General features: G+C 58.7%; 19 protein-coding genes and 1 riboswitch. Of the genes, 7 read left to right on the top strand and 12 right to left on the bottom strand.

Annotated elements, in window-relative coordinates:
- Position 1: 1 nt before the first annotated feature.
- Positions 2 to 517 carry a molybdenum cofactor biosynthesis protein B gene (moaB, locus tag IBT54_RS02620; RefSeq protein ID WP_201251525.1) on the bottom strand — a complete coding sequence of 172 codons (516 nt, stop codon included), beginning with the start codon at positions 515 to 517 and terminating at the stop codon, positions 2 to 4.
- A gap of 14 nt (positions 518 to 531) precedes the next feature.
- Positions 532 to 1,518, bottom strand: a complete 987-nt coding sequence (moaA, locus tag IBT54_RS02615) for a GTP 3',8-cyclase MoaA (protein ID WP_061061958.1) — start codon at positions 1,516 to 1,518, stop codon at positions 532 to 534.
- A riboswitch (molybdenum cofactor riboswitch) is annotated at positions 1,508 to 1,641 on the bottom strand. It overlaps the preceding gene by 11 nt.
- A 204-nt stretch (positions 1,642 to 1,845) precedes the next feature.
- Here moaA and yvcK point away from each other — a divergent pair.
- A complete protein-coding gene (yvcK, locus tag IBT54_RS02610) occupies positions 1,846 to 2,769 on the top strand; it encodes a uridine diphosphate-N-acetylglucosamine-binding protein YvcK (protein ID WP_013357186.1) in 924 nt (307 codons plus the stop codon).
- Here yvcK and uvrB read toward each other — a convergent pair.
- Positions 2,753 to 4,774: an excinuclease ABC subunit UvrB gene (uvrB, locus tag IBT54_RS02605; RefSeq protein ID WP_033731912.1), complete on the bottom strand. Its 2,022-nt coding sequence runs from the start codon at positions 4,772 to 4,774 to the stop codon at positions 2,753 to 2,755. The genes yvcK and uvrB overlap by 17 nt on opposite strands.
- 891 nt (positions 4,775 to 5,665) lie before the next feature.
- Between uvrB and IBT54_RS02600 the strand changes: the two genes are divergently transcribed.
- Entirely contained in the window at positions 5,666 to 6,388 is a 723-nt protein-coding gene (locus tag IBT54_RS02600) for an ABC transporter ATP-binding protein (RefSeq protein ID WP_013357183.1), read from the top strand.
- A gap of 121 nt (positions 6,389 to 6,509) precedes the next feature.
- Here IBT54_RS02600 and bioD read toward each other — a convergent pair whose 3' ends face one another.
- Genes bioD through bioB form a run of 4 tightly spaced genes read right to left on the bottom strand, consistent with a single transcriptional unit; the run spans position 6,510 to position 10,099 of the window.
- Positions 6,510 to 7,181 carry a dethiobiotin synthase gene (bioD, locus tag IBT54_RS02595; RefSeq protein ID WP_147788509.1) on the bottom strand — a complete coding sequence of 224 codons (672 nt, stop codon included), beginning with the start codon at positions 7,179 to 7,181 and terminating at the stop codon, positions 6,510 to 6,512.
- A complete protein-coding gene (bioC, locus tag IBT54_RS02590; protein ID WP_201251524.1) occupies positions 7,178 to 7,933 on the bottom strand; it encodes a malonyl-ACP O-methyltransferase BioC in 756 nt (251 codons plus the stop codon). Before bioC ends, bioD begins: the two co-directional genes overlap by 4 nt.
- Positions 7,917 to 9,068 (bottom strand): 8-amino-7-oxononanoate synthase, encoded by a 1,152-nt coding sequence (gene bioF, locus IBT54_RS02585; RefSeq protein WP_147788511.1) that lies wholly within the window; start codon positions 9,066 to 9,068, stop codon positions 7,917 to 7,919. The genes bioC and bioF overlap by 17 nt, the downstream gene beginning before the upstream one ends.
- Positions 9,068 to 10,099, bottom strand: coding sequence for a biotin synthase BioB (gene bioB, locus IBT54_RS02580; RefSeq protein WP_033782361.1), 1,032 nt, complete (start codon positions 10,097 to 10,099; stop codon positions 9,068 to 9,070). Before bioB ends, bioF begins: the two co-directional genes overlap by 1 nt.
- Positions 10,100 to 10,185: 86 nt before the next feature.
- On the opposite strand from bioB, the gene bioA reads away from it, so the two are divergent.
- The gene (gene bioA / locus IBT54_RS02575) at positions 10,186 to 11,490 is read left to right on the top strand and encodes an adenosylmethionine--8-amino-7-oxononanoate transaminase (protein WP_147788512.1); all 1,305 of its coding nucleotides are present in this window, start codon (positions 10,186 to 10,188) and stop codon (positions 11,488 to 11,490) included.
- 75 nt (positions 11,491 to 11,565) lie between these two features.
- Positions 11,566 to 12,042, top strand: a complete 477-nt coding sequence (locus IBT54_RS02570; RefSeq protein WP_013357177.1) for a kinase inhibitor — start codon at positions 11,566 to 11,568, stop codon at positions 12,040 to 12,042.
- Between the two features lie 333 nt (positions 12,043 to 12,375).
- Here the strand turns inward: IBT54_RS02570 and pgl are convergent, their stop codons facing one another.
- The gene (pgl, locus tag IBT54_RS02565) at positions 12,376 to 13,377 is read right to left on the bottom strand and encodes a 6-phosphogluconolactonase (protein WP_013357176.1); all 1,002 of its coding nucleotides are present in this window, start codon (positions 13,375 to 13,377) and stop codon (positions 12,376 to 12,378) included.
- Positions 13,378 to 13,532: 155 nt separating this feature from the next.
- Here pgl and IBT54_RS02560 point away from each other — a divergent pair, with 155 nt between their 5' ends.
- The gene (locus IBT54_RS02560; protein ID WP_095707536.1) at positions 13,533 to 14,351 is read left to right on the top strand and encodes a pyridoxal phosphatase; all 819 of its coding nucleotides are present in this window, start codon (positions 13,533 to 13,535) and stop codon (positions 14,349 to 14,351) included.
- Here the strand turns inward: IBT54_RS02560 and modC are convergent, their stop codons facing one another.
- The 4 genes from modC to IBT54_RS02540 all read right to left on the bottom strand — a co-directional run bounded on the left by modC (position 14,352) and on the right by IBT54_RS02540 (position 17,170).
- Entirely contained in the window at positions 14,352 to 15,410 is a 1,059-nt protein-coding gene (modC, locus tag IBT54_RS02555) for a molybdenum ABC transporter ATP-binding protein ModC (protein ID WP_013357174.1), read from the bottom strand.
- Positions 15,410 to 16,099, bottom strand: a complete 690-nt coding sequence (gene modB / locus IBT54_RS02550; RefSeq protein ID WP_013357173.1) for a molybdate ABC transporter permease subunit — start codon at positions 16,097 to 16,099, stop codon at positions 15,410 to 15,412. The genes modC and modB overlap by 1 nt, the downstream gene beginning before the upstream one ends.
- Complete coding sequence (gene modA / locus IBT54_RS02545; protein WP_041456714.1) at positions 16,096 to 16,869, bottom strand: molybdate ABC transporter substrate-binding protein; 774 nt, start codon at positions 16,867 to 16,869, stop codon at positions 16,096 to 16,098. Before modA ends, modB begins: the two co-directional genes overlap by 4 nt.
- Before the next feature lie 145 nt (positions 16,870 to 17,014).
- A complete protein-coding gene (locus IBT54_RS02540; RefSeq protein WP_033731900.1) occupies positions 17,015 to 17,170 on the bottom strand; it encodes an AcrZ family multidrug efflux pump-associated protein in 156 nt (51 codons plus the stop codon).
- Between the two features lie 136 nt (positions 17,171 to 17,306).
- Between IBT54_RS02540 and modE the strand changes: the two genes are divergently transcribed.
- On the top strand, positions 17,307 to 18,089 hold the full coding sequence (gene modE, locus IBT54_RS02535) for a molybdenum-dependent transcriptional regulator (RefSeq protein WP_095707537.1): 783 nt from the start codon (positions 17,307 to 17,309) through the stop codon (positions 18,087 to 18,089).
- 69 nt (positions 18,090 to 18,158) lie between these two features.
- Complete coding sequence (modF, locus tag IBT54_RS02530) at positions 18,159 to 19,631, top strand: molybdate ABC transporter ATP-binding protein ModF (RefSeq protein WP_201251523.1); 1,473 nt, start codon at positions 18,159 to 18,161, stop codon at positions 19,629 to 19,631.
- Positions 19,632 to 19,798 lie beyond the last annotated feature (167 nt).

The raw sequence follows: 19,798 nt of genomic DNA, 5'->3' as shown, positions 1-19,798 counted from the left end.
CTTACCGTTTCTTCAGATGTGAGACAAAATTACAGGGCGCAGTGCGCGCATCAAGCTGGTCAGCGATAATCCGCTCCCAGGCGGTGCGGCAGGCGCTGGTCGAACCCGGCACGGCCAGGATCAGCGTCCCGTTAGCCAGACCGGCAATGGCGCGCGACTGCAGCGTCGAGCCGCCAATCTCTTCATAGGAGATCATCCGGAACAGTTCGCCAAACCCGTCGATCTCGCGGTCAAACAGCGGCAGCAGCGCTTCCGGTGTGCTGTTTTTCAGGTTAAAGCCGGTGCCGCCATTAATGATCACCACCTGGACATCTTCACTGGCGATCCAGCGCGATACTGTAGCGCGAATGCGATAAAGGTTATCCGGCACGATGGCGTGATCGACCACCTCATGACCCGCTTCCGCCGCTGCCTCGCGCAGATAGTCGCCGGAGGTATCGTTGCTGGCATCGCGACGGTCTGACACCGTCATCACCGCAATCTGCACGGCCTGAAATTCGCTGGCTGGTTTACCCATACTTCCTCCTGAAATTAGCCGCCAATGTAAGAGAGATTCTGTGTGATGCCGGTGTTGCCCTGATGCAGGAAGTGCGTCTGCTTCTTCTGCCCCAGGCTGCTGGCAATGCGCGCCTGCAGTTCGGCCTGCTGCTCATCGGACGCCAGCAGGTCACGCAGCGGTATGCCGCCGTCACCAAACAGGCACAGGTGAAGGTTTCCCTGCGCCGAGACGCGCAGACGGTTGCAGCTGGCACAGAAATCTTTGGCGTAAGGCATGATCAGGCCAATCTCGCCGACATAGTCGGGATGATAAAAGACCTGCGCCGGGCCGTCGCTGCGTCCGCTTTCGCGCCGCTGCCAGCCCTGGGCAATGAGCTGATCGCGGATCACCATGCCGGAAACGTGCTGGTCGCGGAACAGCGTGCCGCCGTCGCCGGTCTCCATCAGTTCGATAAAGCGCAGCTGAATCGGACGGGTGCGGATCCAGTCGAGGAACGTGGCCAGATTGCGGCTGTTGAGATCGCGCATCAGCACGCTGTTGACTTTGACCTGACGAAAACCGGCGTCCAGCGCCGCGTCGATGCCGCTCATCACCTGATGGAATTTATCCTGACCGGTAATAGCGTGAAACTGACGGGCATCCAGGCTGTCGACGCTGACGTTGAGTGCGGTCAGACCCGCGTCGCGCCACTGTTTCACGTCGCGCGCCAGCCGGTAGCCATTGGTGGTCACTGCGATCTGGCGGATAGAGGCGTTTTCACGCACTGCCGCAATGATGTCGGTGAAATCACGGCGCAACGACGGCTCACCACCGGTCAGCCGCACTTTTTCGGTTCCGGCTGCGGCGAAAGCCCGCGTGACGCGGCGGATTTCATCCAGAGAGAGAAAGCTTTTGTTACGAATTCCCTGCGGTTTGTAGCCGTCAGGAAGACAATAGGTACAGCGGAAATTACAGACATCCGTGACCGACAGGCGCAGGTAATAGAACTTACGCGCGTATGCATCAGTAAATTGTGACACCAGAACACCTTTCCAGATTGGGAGATGCAGTCATTTCTTCCTGCACCCTGGCAGCTCGATGGCTACGGCCTGAACCCCCTATCCGCAGACTTAGGCATTCAGGCTTGAGTGTACGCTGACCCGTTGATCAGCGCGGTAAACATGATGGTAGCGTGAATTTCCTCACTCTTCCATTTGCTCTTTTCGCTATATATTCTTATACATATCGAATTTTCACCGCATTTTCGCGACAGGATACGTTAAAATGCGATCCAGATTTTGACGCAAGTCATCCGCGCGGGATTAGCGTTTAGAGCCACGCTACGCGACGAGATGTTAAGGAGAAGTATGAATCGCACACTGGCCGATCTTGATCGCGTTGTGGCACTGGGCGGCGGACACGGTTTAGGCCGCGTGATGTCGGCCCTTTCCCCGCTGGGCTCCCGTCTCACCGGCATCGTCACCACCACCGATAATGGCGGATCGACCGGCCGCATTCGTCGATCCGAAGGCGGTATCGCCTGGGGCGACATGCGCAACTGTCTTAACCAGCTGATTGCAGAACCCAGCGTCGCCTCCGCGATGTTCGAGTACCGTTTTGCCGGTAACGGCGAACTGGCCGGTCACAACCTCGGCAATCTGATGCTACGGGCGCTGGATCATCTGAGCGTTCGCCCGCTGGAAGCGATCAACATCATCCGTAACCTGCTGAAGGTCGACGCCTTTTTAATCCCGATGTCGGAGCAGCCGGTGGACCTGGTGGCGATGGATGCCGAAGGCAATATGGTTTACGGCGAAACCGCCATCGATGAGATGAAGCAGCCGCCGCAGGAGCTGATGCTGCATCCCAACGTCCAGCCGACGCGGGAAGCGCTGCAGGCCATTGCAGAAGCGGATCTGATCCTGATTGGTCCAGGCAGTTTCTACACCAGCCTGATGCCGATTCTGCTGATGGAAGAGATGGCACAGGCCCTGCGTCGCACGCCTGCCACTATGGTGTTTATCGGCAATCTGGGCCGTGAGCTCAGCCCCGCCGCGGCCAGTCTTTCAGTGGCTGACAAGCTTCAGATGATGGAACGTTATATCGGCAAGCGGGTGATCGATGCCGTCGTGGTCGGACCGTCGGTCGCCACAGAGGGCATTGAAAACCGGCTGATTGTCCGTGAACCGCTGGAGGCCGCCGACATTAAATATCGTCACGACCGCCAGCTGTTACGGGTGGCGCTGGAACACGCCATTCAGAGCTTTAACGGCACTACGAGGCCGCGATAAACAGCGTTCGCAGCTCATGCAGCTGATCGCGCACGCTGGCCGCCTGTTCGAACTCCAGGTTCTGCGCGTGCTGCTGCATCTGCCCTTCCAGCTCGTGGATTTTCTTCTGCAGCGCCTGCGGCGTTAACAGCTGGAAATCGGCCAGTGCCTGAGCCTCGCCAGGACGAGCCGGTTTCGCTTTGCCGCGGGTTTTCACCACATTCTTGCCCAGCTCCAGAATATCCGTGATCTTCTTGTTCAGGCCCTGCGGCACAATGCCATTCTTTTCGTTGTGCAGCTGCTGTTTCTCGCGGCGGCGCTCTGTCTCTTCAATGGCACGCGCCATCGACGGCGTGATTTTATCGCCATAGAGAATCGCTTTACCGTTGATGTTACGCGCCGCACGACCAATGGTCTGAATCAGCGATCGTTCGGAACGCAGGAAGCCCTCTTTATCCGCATCCAGAATCGCCACCAGCGACACTTCCGGCATATCCAGCCCCTCACGCAGTAAGTTGATGCCCACCAGCACATCAAACTCACCCAGACGTAAGTCGCGGATAATCTCCATACGCTCTACGGTGTCGATGTCGGAGTGCAGATAGCGCACCTTCTCGCCATGCTCCGTCAGATATTCAGTGAGATCTTCCGCCATGCGCTTGGTCAGCACCGTCACCAGCACACGTTCGTTGATCGCCACGCGCTGATGGATTTCCGACAGCAGATCGTCAACCTGGGTGCCGACCGGACGCACTTCGATGATCGGATCCAGCAGACCGGTAGGACGCACCACCTGATCGACCACTTCGTCGCCCGATTTTTCCAGCTCATATTTGCCCGGCGTTGCCGAGACATAGATGGTCTGCGGTGCCAGCGCCTCAAACTCTTCAAACTTCATCGGACGGTTGTCCAGCGCCGACGGCAGGCGGAAGCCATACTCCACCAGCGTCTCTTTGCGCGCCCGGTCGCCTTTATACATGCCGCCAATCTGCGGGATGGTGACATGCGACTCATCCACCACCAGCAGGCCATCGGCAGGGAGATAGTCAAACAGCGTCGGTGGCGCTTCGCCCGGTCCGCGTGCGGAGAGATAGCGCGAGTAGTTCTCGATGCCGGAGCAGTAGCCCAGCTCACTCATCATCTCCAGATCAAACTGGGTACGCTGAGTAATACGCTGCTCTTCCAGCAGTTTATTGTTCTCCAGCAGCACCCGGCGGCGGTCCGCCAGCTCGACTTTGATGTCTTCCATCGCCTGCAGAATGCGCTCACGCGGCGTGACGTAGTGCGTCTTGGGATAGATGGTAAAGCGCGGCACCACTGAATCGATCTGCCCGGTCAGCGGGTCGAACAGCGACAGACGCTCGACCTCTTCGTCAAACAGTTCGACGCGCAGCGCAATATCGTCCGACTCCGCTGGGAAGATATCGATCACTTCGCCACGCACGCGGAAGGTGCCGCGCTGAAACGCCTGATCGTTGCGGGTGTACTGCAGCTCTGAGAGGCGGCGCAGGATGCTGCGCTGATCGATAATCATGCCGCGGGTCAGGTGCAGCATCATTTTCAGATAGAGATCGGGATCGCCCAGACCGTAGATCGCCGAAACCGACGCCACCACGATAACATCGCGCCGCTCCAGCAGCGCCTTGGTCGCTGACAGACGCATCTGTTCGATGTGTTCATTCACCGACGCATCCTTTTCAATAAAGGTGTCGGAGCTCGGCACATAGGCTTCAGGCTGATAGTAGTCGTAGTAAGAGACGAAAAACTCGACGGCGTTATCCGGGAAAAACTCTTTCATCTCGCCATAGAGCTGCGCCGCCAGCGTTTTGTTCGGTGCCAGCACCATCGTCGGGCGATTGAGGTCGGCAATGACGTTGGCGACGGTAAAGGTTTTACCGGAGCCGGTTACGCCTAATAAGGTCTGGTGGGCCAGTCCATCCTCCAGCCCCTCTTCCAGGCGACGGATCGCCTCAGGCTGGTCGCCCGAAGGTTTAAAGGCGGAATTGAGTTTAAAAGCTTTGGTCATGAATGCAGTTCCTGCTGGAGAAGTCGGCGGGCAGCCACTTATTTTACTCTGCTATGGTGATTTTGCCAGAAAATAATACTGGATATAAAAACAGTAATCGTGCAAGGTTAATGCAATCAGGGTAAGACTTAGCCCGCCTGCTTCAGATACGTGATATCGCAAAGCGTGTTGCGCAATGTTATCCCCAGACCGGGATCGGATTTAACATTTGTCAATAGAACGTCACAAAATTACAGTTCGGTTACCTGACAGAAAATTCGCAGGCTTGTTTTTTGATAACCAGCTGATTTTACTGGTTTAAGCTAATAAGGCCAGAATCTCGTCATTATGTTACCAGGCCGCGTATTTCCTCGCTTCTAACCGGTTTTCATTACCTAATGCACAAGGTTATCCACAGGAATAGTGGATAAGTGATGGCAGCCCCGCCGCCATCAGCTGTGTATAATTTTTCCCTGCCGTCCCGCCTCGTTGAAAATAATTTTTTTGCGTTAAATTTCGCGTCGGCTGCTGACGGATTATTCTGCATTTTTATTCTATCGCCTGGCGTGGCACGCAAATTTTCATCGTTCCACTAAGATTCTTAATCAGACATTCTGCGTTACCGCAGCACGTCTGCACCACAAACAGCGCCCACAGGCACTGTAAAAGTGCAGGCGCGTGATGACCATGGGTAATTGATAAGTTTTTCTCACCTTTCCTCCCTGATACAGCGCACTGCAGCAGGAAACAGGGCCGTTTTAAGATCTGGCCTGGGAATTGCAGGAGTCAGTAACGTCACCGCGCTTTACGCGCACTGTGCTGCAATGGTGAGGCTGCCGTTGCTGATGACTTGTTTGCCAGACGACAAAGAGCGGAAGCAATCAGGCTAATGATCGGGAAGGAGAGTGTCAGATGCTGAGTCTACGTTCGGTAAATCAATTTTACGGTCAGAACCATATCCTGTGGGATGTGGACCTGGATCTGTCGCCTGGCACCTGCACCGGCATTCTGGGCCGTCCTGGCATGGGCAAGACCACGCTGGTCAACTGCATCATGGGCAGACTGCCGATTAACAGCGGCACCATTTCCTGGAAAGAGGATGGCTCGCCGCCGGAAGATTTGCTGCTGCAACCGGCCGAACAGCGGGCGCAGATGGGCATCGGCTATGTGCCGCAGGGCCGCCATATTTTTACCCAGATGAGTGTGGAAGATAACCTGCTGATTGCCCTGCTGGCGGGTGCCAGCCAGCGCGATCGTCATCGCGCCATTCCCGAAATGGTCTTTGATTTGTTCCCGGCACTCTACTCCCTGCGCCAGCAGCGCAGCGGCGATCTGCCCATCGATCAGCAGCAACAGCTGGCCCTGGCGCGCGCGCTGGTGCTGCAGCCCAAACTGCTGATTCTGGATGAGCCGACTGATGGGATGTCACCGTGGCTGGAAGAGGAGATGGGCAACTTGATCCGCCGGCTTAACCTCGACTACGGGCTGACCATCCTGCTGCTGGAGCAGCGCCTGTCGCTGATTCGGCGGGTGGCGGACTATTTCCTGCTGCTGCACCGTGGCCGTAATGTGGCGCAGGGCAGCATGGAGCAGCTCGATGACCACACCGTGGATAAGTGGCTGACGGTGGCCTGACGCTGAGTCCCTGTCACGGCAGGCGTCAGGATTGCAGGCAGCGCGCAACAACCTGACGTTCAGGCTGGTGAGCACTGCACAGGCTCATACTGATTGAGCAAAAGCCGGTGGGGCCAGTTTTTTACTCTGGCAGCGTCAGATACTGTCCACAGGAGGCCTGCTGCTGCGCATCGGTGAGATACGGAATGGTGCCCAGACAGGGCGCAGGCAGTCGCTGCTTCAGGCTGGTGAGATATTCCTGATAGCGTTTGCCAGGCGGCTCGACGGTGTTGGCGATCCAGCCCACCAGTGGCAGGCCGCACGCACGCACCGCCTCGGCGGTGAGCATGGCGTGGTTGATGCAGCCGAGCTTAATTCCCACCACCAGAATCACGGGCAGCTGTTCGCTGACCACCCAGTCCGCATAGGTGTGCGTCTCTGACAGCGGGGTGTACCAGCCGCCTGCACCCTCGACCAGAATCCAGTCCGCCAGTGGCTCCAGCGCCGCCAGACCCGCTGACAGTGCCAGATGGGTGATCGGCCTGCCCTCTTCGGCGCTGACGATGTGTGGCGAGGTCGGCTCCATAAACGCCAGCGGATTGACCTGCTGATAGCTTAACGGCACGTTGCTGAAGCGCTGCAGCGCCAGCGCATCACTGTTACGAATGCCTTCTGGCGTCATCTCACAGCCTGACGCAACCGGCTTGTAGCCCGCACAGCGGTAGCCCGCTGCGGCGGCTGCCTGCAACAGTGCGCCGCTGGCGACCGTTTTACCGACTTCGGTGTCGGTGCCGGTGATAAAAAGCCGTTTCATGAAAGCGTAACTCCGTAAATTAAATGGTAACTCAGGCGATAGCCGTGCCGATCGCGCGGCCAGTGTGCCTCTAACTGGTTGAGCCGTTGTCGGGTGAGTATCTGCCTGTCGCGGCCCTGATGCAGATGGGTCGCGCCAATCCCTTTCAGCGAACGCATGGCACTGAGCGCATCGGGAAAATGCAGCGTCACCCTTTCTGCGCTGCAAACCAGTTGCTCTGCATGGCAGGCCGCCGCAATCTCCGCCTCGCTGAGAAAGCGGTTAGCATGGGGTAACGCATCCAGATGGGACCAGGCTTCATGCACCTCATGCAACGAACCGTCGCCCAGCGTGGAAAACAGCAGCGTGCCCTCGGGCCGCAGCACCCGCCGGAACTGGCGCAGCGCGCCGGGCAGATCCTCACTCCACTGCACCGCCAGGTTGCTCCACACCATGTCGATGCTGTTATCCGCCAGCGGCAGCGCGTCGATGTCGCCCGCCAGATAGTGCTGCGCCGCGTCGTTGTCCCGCGCCTGTTGCAGCATCTGTGGTGAGAGATCCAGCGCCGTGACCTGTTTGCCGCGTTCGCGCCACAGCCTGCTGTACCAGCCGGTGCCACACCCGGCATCCAGCAGCTGCAGCCCGCTGTGAGCCGGTGCGCGTGCCAGCAGCGCCTCGCCGCTGAGCCGTTGCAGTGCCGCATGGGCATCGTAATGGCTGGCCGCCCGACCAAAGGCACGTGCCACCGCCTGCTTATCAACCCGCAGCGTCATGCAGCGCCTCCAGTAACCGATCGATATCTTCCGGGCGATGTGCCGCCGTCAGGGTAATGCGCAGCCGGGCCGTTCCCGGCGGCACGGTAGGTGGCCGAATCGCACTGACCCAGCAGCCCGCCTCCGCCAGCCGCGCCGAGAGCGCCATCGCATCGCCATTTTCACCGATCAGCAGCGGCTGGATCGCGCTGGCTGAGTCCATCAGTTGCCACGGCAGCGCGGCCGCGCCACGCCGGAAATGCGCAATGTTCTGCTGCAACAGCTGGCGCAGCGCATCACCCTGCTGAATTTCGCGCAGTGCCGCCTGTAGCGCCACAGCCTGCGCAGCGGGCATGGCGGTGGAATAGATCAGATGCCGGCTGAACTGCAGGAAATAGTCGGCGGTATCCGCATCGCACAGCAGCGCGGCACCGCTGACGCCAAAGGCTTTGCCAAAAGTGACCACCAGCAGTTCCGGCTTAACGCCCTGCTGCCAGCAGCTGCCCCGCCCCTGCTCACCTGCCACGCCGATGCCGTGCGCATCATCCACCAGCAGCCAGCCCTGTGCCTGACGCGTCTGTTGCGCCAGCGAAGCCAGCGGTGCGCTGTCGCCATCCATGCTGAAAATCCCCTCGGTCACCACCAGCGTTTCCCCCTCGCAGGGTGACGCGAGCCGTGCCGTCAGGCTCTCCGGGTCGTTATGACTGAAACGCCGCAGCTGCGCCGGGCTGTGGCTGGCGGCGTCGAGCAGCGAGGCATGGCTGAGTTTATCGGCCAGGATGCGATCGTTTTTCTCGCCCAGCAGATGAATCACTGCCTGATTGGCCGCGAAGCCGGAGATAAACAGCAGCGCACGGTCATAGCCGAGCCAGTCGGCCAGCTGCGCCTCAAGTTCGGCGTGCTGACGGTGATAACCGGTGACGTGACCTGAGGCACCCGCCCCCGCGCCCGCCAGCGCCGCGCCCTGCTGCCAGCCCGCAATCACCGCCGGATGGCGGGTTAAACCGAGATAGTCATTGCTGGAGAAGTGCAGATAGCGGCGGCCACCGCTCTCTAACGTGCGGGTGGCTTGCTGATCGATGATTCGACGCTGTCGCCAGCCATCGGCCGCACGGCGCTGCGCCAGCCCCTGCTGAAGTCGTTGCTGCCAGCTCATTACAGCGCCGCGTTGTAGAACTGTTCTGTATCGGCATGGAACAGCTGCTCGCTGAGGTGTTCTTCCTGCTGCTGATCGCCGTGTTGGGTGTGGGTATGCTCCGGGTTCAGCCCCAGTTTGCGGAACAGCACGCGGTCTTTATCCTCTTCCGGATTCGGCGTGGTCAGCAGTTTGCAGCCGTAGAAAATCGAGTTCGCCCCGGCCATAAAGCACATCGCCTGAGTCTGCTCGCTCATCTGCTCGCGGCCCGCGGAGAGGCGCACATGCGAGGTCGGCATCATGATGCGCGCCACCGCGATGGTGCGGATAAAATCGAACGGTTCAACGTCATCGTTATCCGCCAGCGGCGTGCCTTTGACTTTAACCAGCATGTTGATCGGCACGCTCTCCGGCGGGGTCGGCAGATTGGCTAACTGCACCAGCAGACCGGCGCGATCGTTCACGGTTTCGCCCAGGCCGACGATGCCGCCCGAACAGACTTTGATTCCGGCGTCGCGCACTTTGCCGAGCGTATCCAGACGTTCCTGATAGCTGCGGGTGGTGATGATGGAGCCATAGAATTCCGGTGAGGTGTCGAGGTTATGGTTGTAGTAATCGAGGCCCGCGCCCGCCAGCCGCTGCGCCTGTTGATCGCTGAGCGTGCCGAGCGTCATGCAGGTTTCCATTCCCATCGCCTTCACGCCTTCGACCATCTTTTCCAGGTAGGGCATATCGCGCTCGTGCGGGTTTTTCCACGCGGCACCCATGCAGAAACGGGTCGAACCGGCGGCTTTGGCCTGACGCGCGGAGGTCAGTACCTCCTCCACTTCCATCAGACGTTCCGACTCCAGGCCGGTCTTGTAGCGCGCGCTCTGCGGGCAATATTTGCAATCTTCCGGGCAGGCGCCGGTTTTGATCGACAGCAGGGTACTGACCTGCACCTGGCGCGGGTCGAAGTGCTGACGATGCACCTGCTGCGCTTTAAACATCAGTTCAAGAAAAGGTTGATCAAACAGCGCTTGCGCCTGTGCAATTGTCCAGCGTTGAGCCATTACGTACTCCAGAAAAGGGTGTCATCCCGACAGAAAGCAGGGGTATACTTGTAAACTATATTTTTTTATTTTGGTTTACAACTCCGATGACTACCCCCGTTTTCTCCTCCGATGATGCCCGTTTTGACCGCCAGCACATCTGGCATCCCTACACCTCGATGAAGGATCCGCTGCCCTGCTACCCGGTCGTCGCTGCGCAGGGTTTTCAGCTGCAGCTGGCCGATGGCCGTGAGCTGGTGGATGGAATGTCATCGTGGTGGGCGGCGATTCATGGTTACAACCACCCGCGACTGAACCGGGCGCTAACGGAGCAGGTCACGCAGATGTCGCACGTGATGTTTGGCGGCATTACCCATCCGGCAGCAGTGGCGCTCTGCCGTCAGCTGGTGGCGATGACGCCCGAGGCGCTGGAGTGCGTCTTCCTGGCCGATTCCGGCTCGGTGGCGGTGGAAGTGTCGATGAAGATGGCACTACAGTACTGGCTGGGCCGGGGTGAGACGCGCCAGCAGTTCCTGACGCTGAAGCGCGGCTATCATGGCGATACCTTTGCCGCGATGTCGGTTTGCGATCCCGATAACTCGATGCACAGTCTGTGGCGCGGTTATCTGCCTGAGCACCACTTTGCGGCGGCACCGGCCTGCGGCTTTAATGATGAATGGGACGAACGCGATTTCGATGATTTCGCCCGACTGATCGAACAGCATCACCGGCAGCTGGCAGCGGTGATCCTTGAGCCGATTGTGCAGGGTGCGGGCGGCATGCGTTTCTATCATCCGCGCTATCTGCAGCAGGTGCGGGAAGCGTGCGACCGCTATGGCGTACTGCTGATAGCGGATGAGATCGCTACCGGCTTTGGCCGCACCGGCAAGCTCTTTGCCTGTGAACATGCAGGCATTACCCCGGATATTCTCTGCGTCGGCAAAGCGCTGACCGGCGGCATGATGACGCTGGCAGCGACCCTGACCACCCGCGACGTCGCCGACACCATCAGCCGCAGCGCGGCAGGCTGTTTTATGCATGGCCCGACCTTTATGGGCAATCCGCTGGCCTGTGCGGTGGCGGCGGAGAGCCTGAGCATGCTGGCGGACGGTCACTGGCAGCGTCAGGTGGCCGCAATCGAACAGCAGCTGCGGGCTGAGCTGCTGCCGCTGCGCCGTTCACCGCAGGTGGCCGATGTGCGCGTGCTGGGGGCGATTGGCGTGGTGGAAACCCATCAGGTGGTCAACATGGCGGCGCTGCAGCAGTTCTTTGTTGAACAGGGCGTCTGGATCCGGCCATTCGGTCGGCTGATTTACCTGATGCCGCCCTACATCATCACGCCCCAGGCACTGAGTCAGCTGGTGCAGGCAATTGGCGGCGCGCTGGAACATTCGCAACATTTTGCCGCCTGAAGCGGGCTGACCACTGGCACTGGTGGCGCTTTTGGTTATGATGAAAGGCTATTCATCGACAGTTAAGGAGATGTGATGCGCGTTTTTAGTCAGGATTTTAATGACGGCGAGAAGATGCCAGAAAAGCATGTTTTCAACGGCATGGGTTATCAGGGCGAGAATATCTCTCCCCATCTTGCCTGGGAAGCGGCACCGGAAGGCACCAAAAGTTTTGTGGTGACCTGCTACGATCCTGATGCGCCGACGGGTTCCGGCTGGTGGCACTGGGTCGTGGCGAATATTCCGGCCAGCACCACGTCACTGCCGCAGGGTGCCGGTTCCGGCAAAGCGTCACTGCCAGCAGGCGCAATCCAGACCCGCACCGATTTCGGTCAGGCGGGCTATGGTGGCGCGGCACCGCCACAGGGCGAAACCCATCGCTACATTTTCACCGTGCATGCGCTGGATGTGGAGACGATTGAGGTGGATGAAGGCGCCAGTGGCGCAATGGTCGGCTTTAATGTGCATTTCCACGCCCTGGCGAGCGCCTCGCTGACCGTGAATTATCAGTAAGACTGACAACTGACAAACCCAAAGCTAAATGATCTGGCAGCAACGCATTAGCTTAAATAGCAGGGAACAGGGTCAGAAGAGGAAAGCGTCCCGCGCCAGGGACAAAAACGCCGGGAGCGTTTTTGAACAACGCAACGCGTTGGCCCGGCAACGGGCGCACCTCAGGGATGAGGTGCGTAATTGCGCGGGCCGAGCGTGCCATGGATGGTGGCTTTTGCGTCTTTCTGATCTGACCCTATTCCCTGTGTCTGCACGATCTCATAGCTGGCAGTGGCAGACTTCGTTAACAATCTCACGCCCCTCCCGCTCAGGAGAGGCGTTTTTCAGGATGCGTTACGCCTGCAGCTGATGAATCACCACCCACATCGGGCCCTGCCCTACCGCATAACGTCCCAGCGGCTGTAACAGCCCCTTCGGTTCGCTAATCGCATACACTTCGATGTGATGCGATTTCTGTCCCGCCGCCACCAGAAAACGTCCGCTGTGATCGATATTGAACCCGCGCGGCTGCGTTTCCGTCGGCTGGAACCCTTCCAGCGTCAGTTCATCGCCCAGTTCGCTGACGCTGAAAATTGCCAGCGTGCTGCTGGTGCGATCGCAGGCGTAGAGGAAACGGCCATCCGGCGTCAGATGAATATCGGCTGCCCAGCGCGTACCGCTGAAGTCAGGCGGCATCATATCCAGCGTCTGCACGCTTTCTGCTTCGCCTTCACCGGTATTTAATGCCCAGACATCAACCGTGCTGTCGAGCTCGTTGACGCAGTAAGCAAACTGCCCGCCCGGATGAAACTGCATATGACGCGGACCTGCGCCTTCTACCGTCGTGACCTGCGCCTGTTTGCGCGGCGTCAGCTGACCGTCTGCGCCCAGCGCAAACAGACAGATACGGTCCTGCTTCAGTGCCGGTACATAGAGTGTCTTGTTATCGGTATCGATATTGGCCGAGTGGCAGCCATCCAAACCGTTGATCACCTGCAGCGGGGCCTGCGGAATGCCATCATCGCCAATCGGGCTGACGCTGACGCAGGCATCATTGTAGGAACCGCAGAACAGGAACCGGCCCTCGCGATCGGTGGAAATGTGGGTCGGACTGCCCGGCAGCGGTGCCTGACCGGCTTCGGTCAGCGTGCCATCGGCGGCAATCTGGAACGCCAGCACGCGAAAATTGGGACGCACACCGACATAGAGAAAATCGCGTTTCGGACTCACCACCATCGGCTGAACCTGGCCGGCGACATCAATCACCTGAAGCAACGTCAGCGCACCCTCATCATTCATCTGCCAGACGTGAATCTGCTGGCTCTCGGGACTGGCGGTGTAGACAACCTGTTTCATGCATTCTCCTTTTTTGCTGCCTGATCATGATCTGTGAATCACTGTAGCGTGTTTTATTGGCCTGCGCTGGAATCATTTGTGCCCTGTTTTTTGTCTCCGGACCGTGGACAGGTGTAGACTTCAGCCTCTGCAAACCTGAAAAAACGAGAGGATGAATGAGCTACCGGGTAATTGCCCTCGACCTCGACGGCACGCTGCTGACCCCAGCCAAAACGATTCTGCCGCAGTCAATTGACGCACTGAACCAGGCCCGCCAGGCGGGTGTTCATGTCGCTATTGTGACCGGACGCCATCACTGCGCTATCCACCCTTTTTATCAGGCACTACAACTGGATACACCCGCAATCTGCTGTAATGGCACCTATTTGTATGATTACCAGGCGAAACAGGTGCTGGCGTCCGATCCTCTCGACCCGCAGCTGGCGTTACAGGTCATTGAGAGGCTGGATCAGCAGCAGATTCACGGCTTGCTTTACGTGGATGATGCGATGCTCTATCAGACGCCGACCGGTCACGTGATGCGCACGCTGAAATGGGCCGAATCGCTGCCTGAGCATCAGCGTCCGCTGTTCCGTCAGGTGCCTGATTTAGCCCAGGCGGCACGTGACGCCGGTTCGATCTGGAAGTTTGCCCTGTCGCACGACAATCATCAGGAGCTGCAACAGTTCGCCACTGCGGTGGAAGCGGAGCTGGGGCTGGCCTGCGAATGGTCATGGCACGATCAGGTGGATATCGCTAAAGGCGGCAACAGCAAAGGCAAACGGCTGGCGCAGTGGGTTGAATCGCTGGGGCTGAGCATGTCCGATGTGATCGCATTTGGTGATAACTACAACGACCTCAGCATGCTGGAAACGGCCGGACTGGGCGTGGCGATGGGCAATGCCGACGAGGCGATCAAAGCACGGGCGAAAAAGGTGATCGGCACTAACCTTGAAACCGGTATTGCCGATACTCTCCGTCAGTTCGTCCTGTAATCAGGGCGTCACGGAGACGCTTTTAATCTGGGCATAGAGCCACTGTTCGGGCCGGATGCCCAGTTCATCGCGCGCCCACGGCGTGATGCGCGCCCAGAGTTCGCTGATGCCGATACGCAGCTTCACCTCTACCTGGTCTCCGACCTCCAGCAGCTCAACGACCTGTGCCGGTAAAATGTTGCGGATGGAGGTATGCTGCGGCGGTTGCAGCGCCAGCGAAACATCGGATGAGGCGATGCGAATACGCAGCGGCGTTTTCACCGGCTGATTTACCCGGCTGACCCAGATGTGCTGATCGCCCAGCGACAGTGCGGTCATCGGATAGTCGGGATGCTGCTCCAGCACCTGCACCCGCAGCACGCTGGTCAGTTCGCTCACCGGCAGCCAGGGCCGCATCGCGCTGCTGCTCCAGACCCGCTCCAGCGGACCAAAGGCTTTAACCTTGCCCGCATCCAGCACCAGCACGTTATCAGCCAGATGCAGGATTTCATCCAGACTGTGCGAGACGTAGAGCATCGGAATATCGACCTGCTTCGCCAGCTTTTGCAGATACGGCATCAGTTCACGTTTGCGCGGCAAATCCAGCGACGCCAGCGGCTCATCCAGCAGCAGCATATCCGGTGCGGTCAGCAGCGCCCGGCCAATCGCGACCCGCTGCTTTTCACCGCCCGACAGCGACAGCGGAAAGCGCGACAGCAGCGCCTCCAGCCCCAGCAGCGAGACCAGACTGTCGAACTGCGCTTTCATTGACGGCGCCATACCATATTGCAAGTTGCCCCGGACCCGGTAGTGCGGGAACAGCCGAGCATCCTGAAACACATAACCGATGCGGCGTTTTTCCGGCGGCAGCGCAATCTTCTGCTCTGCATCAAACAGCAGGCGATCGTTAAGCTCAATTCGCCCGCGCTGCGGCTGAGTCAGTCCGCTGATGGCGTTGATGAGTGAGGTTTTACCGGCACCGGAAACACCGAAAATGGCGGTGATCCCTTTGGCCGGGATCTGCAGATCGACCTCAAGCTGATGATCGCCCTGCTGCTGCATAAAGTTGAGTGATAGCATCAGCTTCCCATCCGCTTACGGCCTGCCCGTGCCAGCCATTCCGACGCCAGCAGTGAACCCAGTGCCAGCACGATAGCGATCACGCAGAGTCGCGCCGCCGCACCCTCTGCACCGGGCGTTTCGATCAGGGTAAACATCGCCAGCGGAAGCGTGCGCGTTTCACCGGGAATATTGGAAACGAACGTGATCGTGGCGCCAAATTCGCCCAGCGATCGGGCAAACGCCAGTACCGTTCCGGCGATCACACCCGGCAACGTCAGCGGCAGTGTAATGGTGAAAAAGACCCGCCAGCGTCCGGCACCCAGCGTACGCGCTGCCTGCTCCAGCCGGCTATCCACCGCTTCCAGCGCCAGCCGGATGGCGCGTACCATCAGTGGAAAGGCGATGACGGCAGACGCCAGTGCCGCACCGCGCCAGCTGAACGCAAAGCTGAAACCAAACCAGTCAAACAGCTTTTCACCAATGATCCCGCGTCGTCCCAGGCTAACCAGCAGCAGATACCCCACCACTACCGGCGGCAGCACCAGCGGCAGGTGAATCAGGCTGTCGAGCAGCGCTTTGCCGGGGAAACGGCAGCGCACCAGAATCCAGGCCATCAGGATGCCAAACGGCAGACTGCCCAGCACGGCTATGCCAGAGACTTTGAGGCTAAGTAGTACTGCCTGCCATTCGGGATCGCTGAGTATCATTTCGTTGGTGTGAATCCGTAATGTTTGAAAATCGCCGCAGCCTGCGGCCCTTTCAGGTAATCATAAAAGGCTTTAACGGTAGCCGTGTCGTGATCGTTTACGATCGCCATCGGATATTCCACCGGTTTATGGCTGTCTGCCGGAAAACGCCCCACCACCTGCACTTTGTCGCTGGCGACGGCGTCCGAACCGTAGACAATGCCATAAGGCGTTTCGTTACGCTCGACCAGCGCCAGCGCTGCCCGCACATTATTAGCGGGCGCTAACGCGGGCGCAACGCCGTCCCAGGCGCCCAGTTTTTGCAGCGCTTCTTTGGCGTAAATTCCCGCCGGAACGTGGTCCGGATCGCCAACCGCCAGACGTTCGCCGTGCAGCAATGTTTTCCAGTCGGTCTGAGGATCCAGCGTCACCGCTTTAGCTGCGGCACTGCGTGGCGCAATCAGTACCAGGTCGTTGCCCAGCAGGGTGTAGCGGGTGCGGGTGATCACGCTTTTCTTCGCTACGGCATCATCCATCCACTGCTGATCGGCAGAGATAAACAGGTCGGCAGGCGCGCCCTGTTCAAGCTGACGCGCCAGCGTGGAGGATGAGGCGAACGAAGAGACGACCGTTACGCCCTTTTCCTTCTGATACTGACTGGCAATATCCTGCATCGCATTGGTCAGCGAAGCCGCGGCAAACACGGTAATGTTATCGGCGGCCACGGCCTGTCCGGCCAGCGACACGGTAACCAGCGCCGCGACGCCCCAGCGGGTGTAATTAAATGACATGATTCTCTCCGGCTATTCGTTGTGTAGCGGATAATATAACGCAATATCAGGGAGGTTCAGTAAATTATCGGCAGGCGTCAGAGAAGGTTGAATCGGTGCGTTACAAAAATGACGACGCCCGCCAGGATGGCGGGCGTGGCAGAAATTAATTATGCGAACGGGCTGAAGATTTTTCGCGATGACCCACTTTAGAGAAGATATTAAACACTTCACCCAGGCCATAAATCATACCCAGCATCAGCGCCATTACCACAGGGACCATCAGTACGGCCACGGCGAGGCTTTTCAGTAATTCCAGCATGGAGAGTCTCACTCTGCTAACAAAAAAGTGATTGTAACGGGTCAGTAAAATTTTGCGCAGCCCTTTTCGTGCTTTTACTTTGGTCATAAAACGCCGCTATCATCGGCCTTCGCCTTAACCCTTTGCCGGAGCTGTCATGGAAGCTGAACTATCCCTTCATATCCGTTTACAACAGAAACTGTTTGCCGATCCGCGGCGTATTGAGCTGCTGAAACGCGTCCAGCAGACCGGATCGATCAGTCAGGGGGCGAAGCTGGCTGGCATCAGTTACAAAAGTGCCTGGGATGCGATTAATGAGATGAACCAGATGGCGGATGAGACGCTGGTGGCGCGGGCAACCGGCGGCAAAGGCGGCGGCGGAGCCACGCTGACCCGCTACGGTGAACGCCTGATTCAGCTGTTTCATCTGATGGAGCAGATCCAGCAGAAAGCCTTCGATGCGCTGCAGCAGGATACGCTGCCGCTCGACAGCCTGCTGGCGGCCATCGCTCGCTTCTCACTGCAGACCAGCGCCCGCAACCAGCTGTTCGGCACCGTGGTCAGCAACGATGCGCAGCAGGTGGTTCAGCATCTGCTGATTCAGCTGGCTGATGGCGTCACTCAGCTCAATGTGGCGCTGACCCAGCGCAGCGCCGATCGTCTGCAGCTGGCGGCGGGTAAAGAGGTGCTGGTGCTGATCAAAGCGCCGTGGATCCGCATCAGTCGTGACGCCGCAGAGGAAGACAATCAGCTGGCCGCCACCGTCACTGCCATCGAACCGGGTGAGCAGATGACTGAGGTGCTGATGCAGCTCGCCAGCGGCGAAACCCTGTGTGCCACTCTTACTAATGAACAGCTACAGCAGCTGAAGCTGCAGCCCGGCGACGCGGTGATCGCCAGTTTCAATGCGGAGAACGCCATCGTCGCCACCCTGCTCTAGCAGCTGATTTGACATCATTACAGCCAATGGTTACAACTCAATGACACGATGCAGAAAATGGAACAAATCATGGCTTCATTGCATATTTTGCAAGGCACGTTTCATCTTAGCGATACCCGGATACTGACGCTGAATCAGGTGGAACTTCAGCGCGGCGAAAGCTGGGCCTTTGTCGGTGCCAACGGCAGCGGTAAATCCTCACTGGCGCGCGCACTCTCCGGTGAACTGCCGCCGCTTGCGGGTTCAGTGAGCAGCGATTTCACAAGGCCGGTCCGTCTGTCGCTGGAGCAGTTACAGACGCTGGTGGCGCAGGAGTGGCAGCGCAACAACACCGATATGCTCAGCGAAGGCGAAGAGGATACCGGGCTGATCGTGGCAGAGGTGATTCAGGCGGAAGTGCAGCAGCCGGAACGTTGCAAACAACTGGCACAGCAGTTTGGCATCGAACCGCTGTTGTCACGCCGCTTCAAATATCTCTCAACCGGCGAAACCCGCAAAACCCTGCTTTGCCAGGCCCTGATGAACCAGCCAGATTTGCTGATCTTAGATGAGCCGTTTGACGGACTGGATGTGGCGTCGCGTGCCAGCCTGACCGACACGTTATGCAATCTGCAGCATCCGGCGTTTACGCTGGTGCTGGTGCTTAATCGCTTTGACGATATTCCCGATTTCGTTCAGCAGGTGGGTGTGCTGGCGGAGTGCACGCTCACGCACAGTGGCCCGCGCCAGACGATCTTAACGGAAGCGCTGGTGGCACAGCTGGCACACAGTGAGCAGCTGATGGGTATGGCGCTGCCCGAAGCGGATGTGCCGGATCAGCTGCCTTCACTGGCGGATGATGCCCCGCGCGTTATCCTGCGCAACGGCACCGTCTCCTACAATGATAAGCCGGTGATTCAGGGGCTGAACTGGCAAGTTAACGTGGGCGAGCACTGGCAGATTGTCGGTCCGAACGGCGCCGGAAAATCGACGCTGCTGAGTCTGGTAACCGGCGATCATCCGCAGGGCTACAGCAATGATCTCACCCTGTTTGGCCGTCGTCGCGGCAGTGGCGAAACCATCTGGGATATCAAACAGCATATTGGCTATGTCAGCAGCAGCCTGCACCTCGATTATCGCGTCAGCACCAATGTGCGGACGGTGATCCTGTCGGGTTTCTTCGACTCCATCGGTCTGTATCAGGCGGCGTCCGATCGGCAGAAAGCGCTGGCACAACAGTGGCTGACACTGCTGGGAATGGATAACCGGCTGGGCGATGCGCCGTTCCACTCGCTCTCATGGGGACAACAGCGGCTGGTGCTGATTGCCCGCGCGCTGGTTAAGCATCCGACGCTGCTGATTCTGGACGAGCCACTCCAAGGCCTCGACCCGATTAACCGTCAGCTGGTACGGCGCTTCGTCGATGTGCTGATTGGCGAAGGTCGCACGCAGCTGCTGTTTGTTTCCCATCATGCCGAAGATGCGCCCGCCTGCATCACGCATCGTCTGAGCTTTATTCCCCATGATGGCGGCTACGCTTTTCAGCAGGAAACGCTGCGCTAACGCGTTAACAATGTCCCTCAACGAGATTGCTGACAAAGTCTGCCATACCCAGCGGTGAGACCGAGTCTGCGAAGGCAACACGGTCAGATCGGAAAGTCGCTTAAACCATCCATGGCCGCTCGGCCCGCGCGATTACGCACCTCATCCCTGAGGTGCGCCCGTTGCCG

This window comes from Pantoea sp. S62 (assembly GCF_016658625.1).
Taxonomy (GTDB): Bacteria; Pseudomonadota; Gammaproteobacteria; order Enterobacterales; family Enterobacteriaceae; genus Pantoea; species Pantoea vagans.
Note: the sequence above shows the minus strand (reverse complement) of the source record. Positions and strands in the feature narration are given on the sequence as shown.

Bases quoted from the DNA above. Each gene is read 5' to 3' on its own strand.
- moaB (WP_201251525.1), bottom strand. From the start codon at position 517: ATGGGTAAACCAGCCAGCGAATTTCAGGCCGTGCAGATTGCGGTGATG.
- yvcK (WP_013357186.1), top strand. From the start codon at position 1,846: ATGAATCGCACACTGGCCGATCTTGATCGCGTTGTGGCACTGGGCGGC.
- uvrB (WP_033731912.1), bottom strand. From the start codon at position 4,774: ATGACCAAAGCTTTTAAACTCAATTCCGCCTTTAAACCTTCGGGCGAC.
- IBT54_RS02600 (WP_013357183.1), top strand. From the start codon at position 5,666: ATGCTGAGTCTACGTTCGGTAAATCAATTTTACGGTCAGAACCATATC.
- bioD (WP_147788509.1), bottom strand. From the start codon at position 7,181: ATGAAACGGCTTTTTATCACCGGCACCGACACCGAAGTCGGTAAAACG.
- bioC (WP_201251524.1), bottom strand. From the start codon at position 7,933: ATGACGCTGCGGGTTGATAAGCAGGCGGTGGCACGTGCCTTTGGTCGG.
- bioF (WP_147788511.1), bottom strand. From the start codon at position 9,068: ATGAGCTGGCAGCAACGACTTCAGCAGGGGCTGGCGCAGCGCCGTGCG.
- bioB (WP_033782361.1), bottom strand. From the start codon at position 10,099: ATGGCTCAACGCTGGACAATTGCACAGGCGCAAGCGCTGTTTGATCAA.
- bioA (WP_147788512.1), top strand. From the start codon at position 10,186: ATGACTACCCCCGTTTTCTCCTCCGATGATGCCCGTTTTGACCGCCAG.
- IBT54_RS02570 (WP_013357177.1), top strand. From the start codon at position 11,566: ATGCGCGTTTTTAGTCAGGATTTTAATGACGGCGAGAAGATGCCAGAA.
- pgl (WP_013357176.1), bottom strand. From the start codon at position 13,377: ATGAAACAGGTTGTCTACACCGCCAGTCCCGAGAGCCAGCAGATTCAC.
- IBT54_RS02560 (WP_095707536.1), top strand. From the start codon at position 13,533: ATGAGCTACCGGGTAATTGCCCTCGACCTCGACGGCACGCTGCTGACC.
- modC (WP_013357174.1), bottom strand. From the start codon at position 15,410: ATGCTATCACTCAACTTTATGCAGCAGCAGGGCGATCATCAGCTTGAG.
- modB (WP_013357173.1), bottom strand. From the start codon at position 16,099: ATGATACTCAGCGATCCCGAATGGCAGGCAGTACTACTTAGCCTCAAA.
- modA (WP_041456714.1), bottom strand. From the start codon at position 16,869: ATGTCATTTAATTACACCCGCTGGGGCGTCGCGGCGCTGGTTACCGTG.
- IBT54_RS02540 (WP_033731900.1), bottom strand. From the start codon at position 17,170: ATGCTGGAATTACTGAAAAGCCTCGCCGTGGCCGTACTGATGGTCCCT.
- modE (WP_095707537.1), top strand. From the start codon at position 17,307: ATGGAAGCTGAACTATCCCTTCATATCCGTTTACAACAGAAACTGTTT.
- modF (WP_201251523.1), top strand. From the start codon at position 18,159: ATGGCTTCATTGCATATTTTGCAAGGCACGTTTCATCTTAGCGATACC.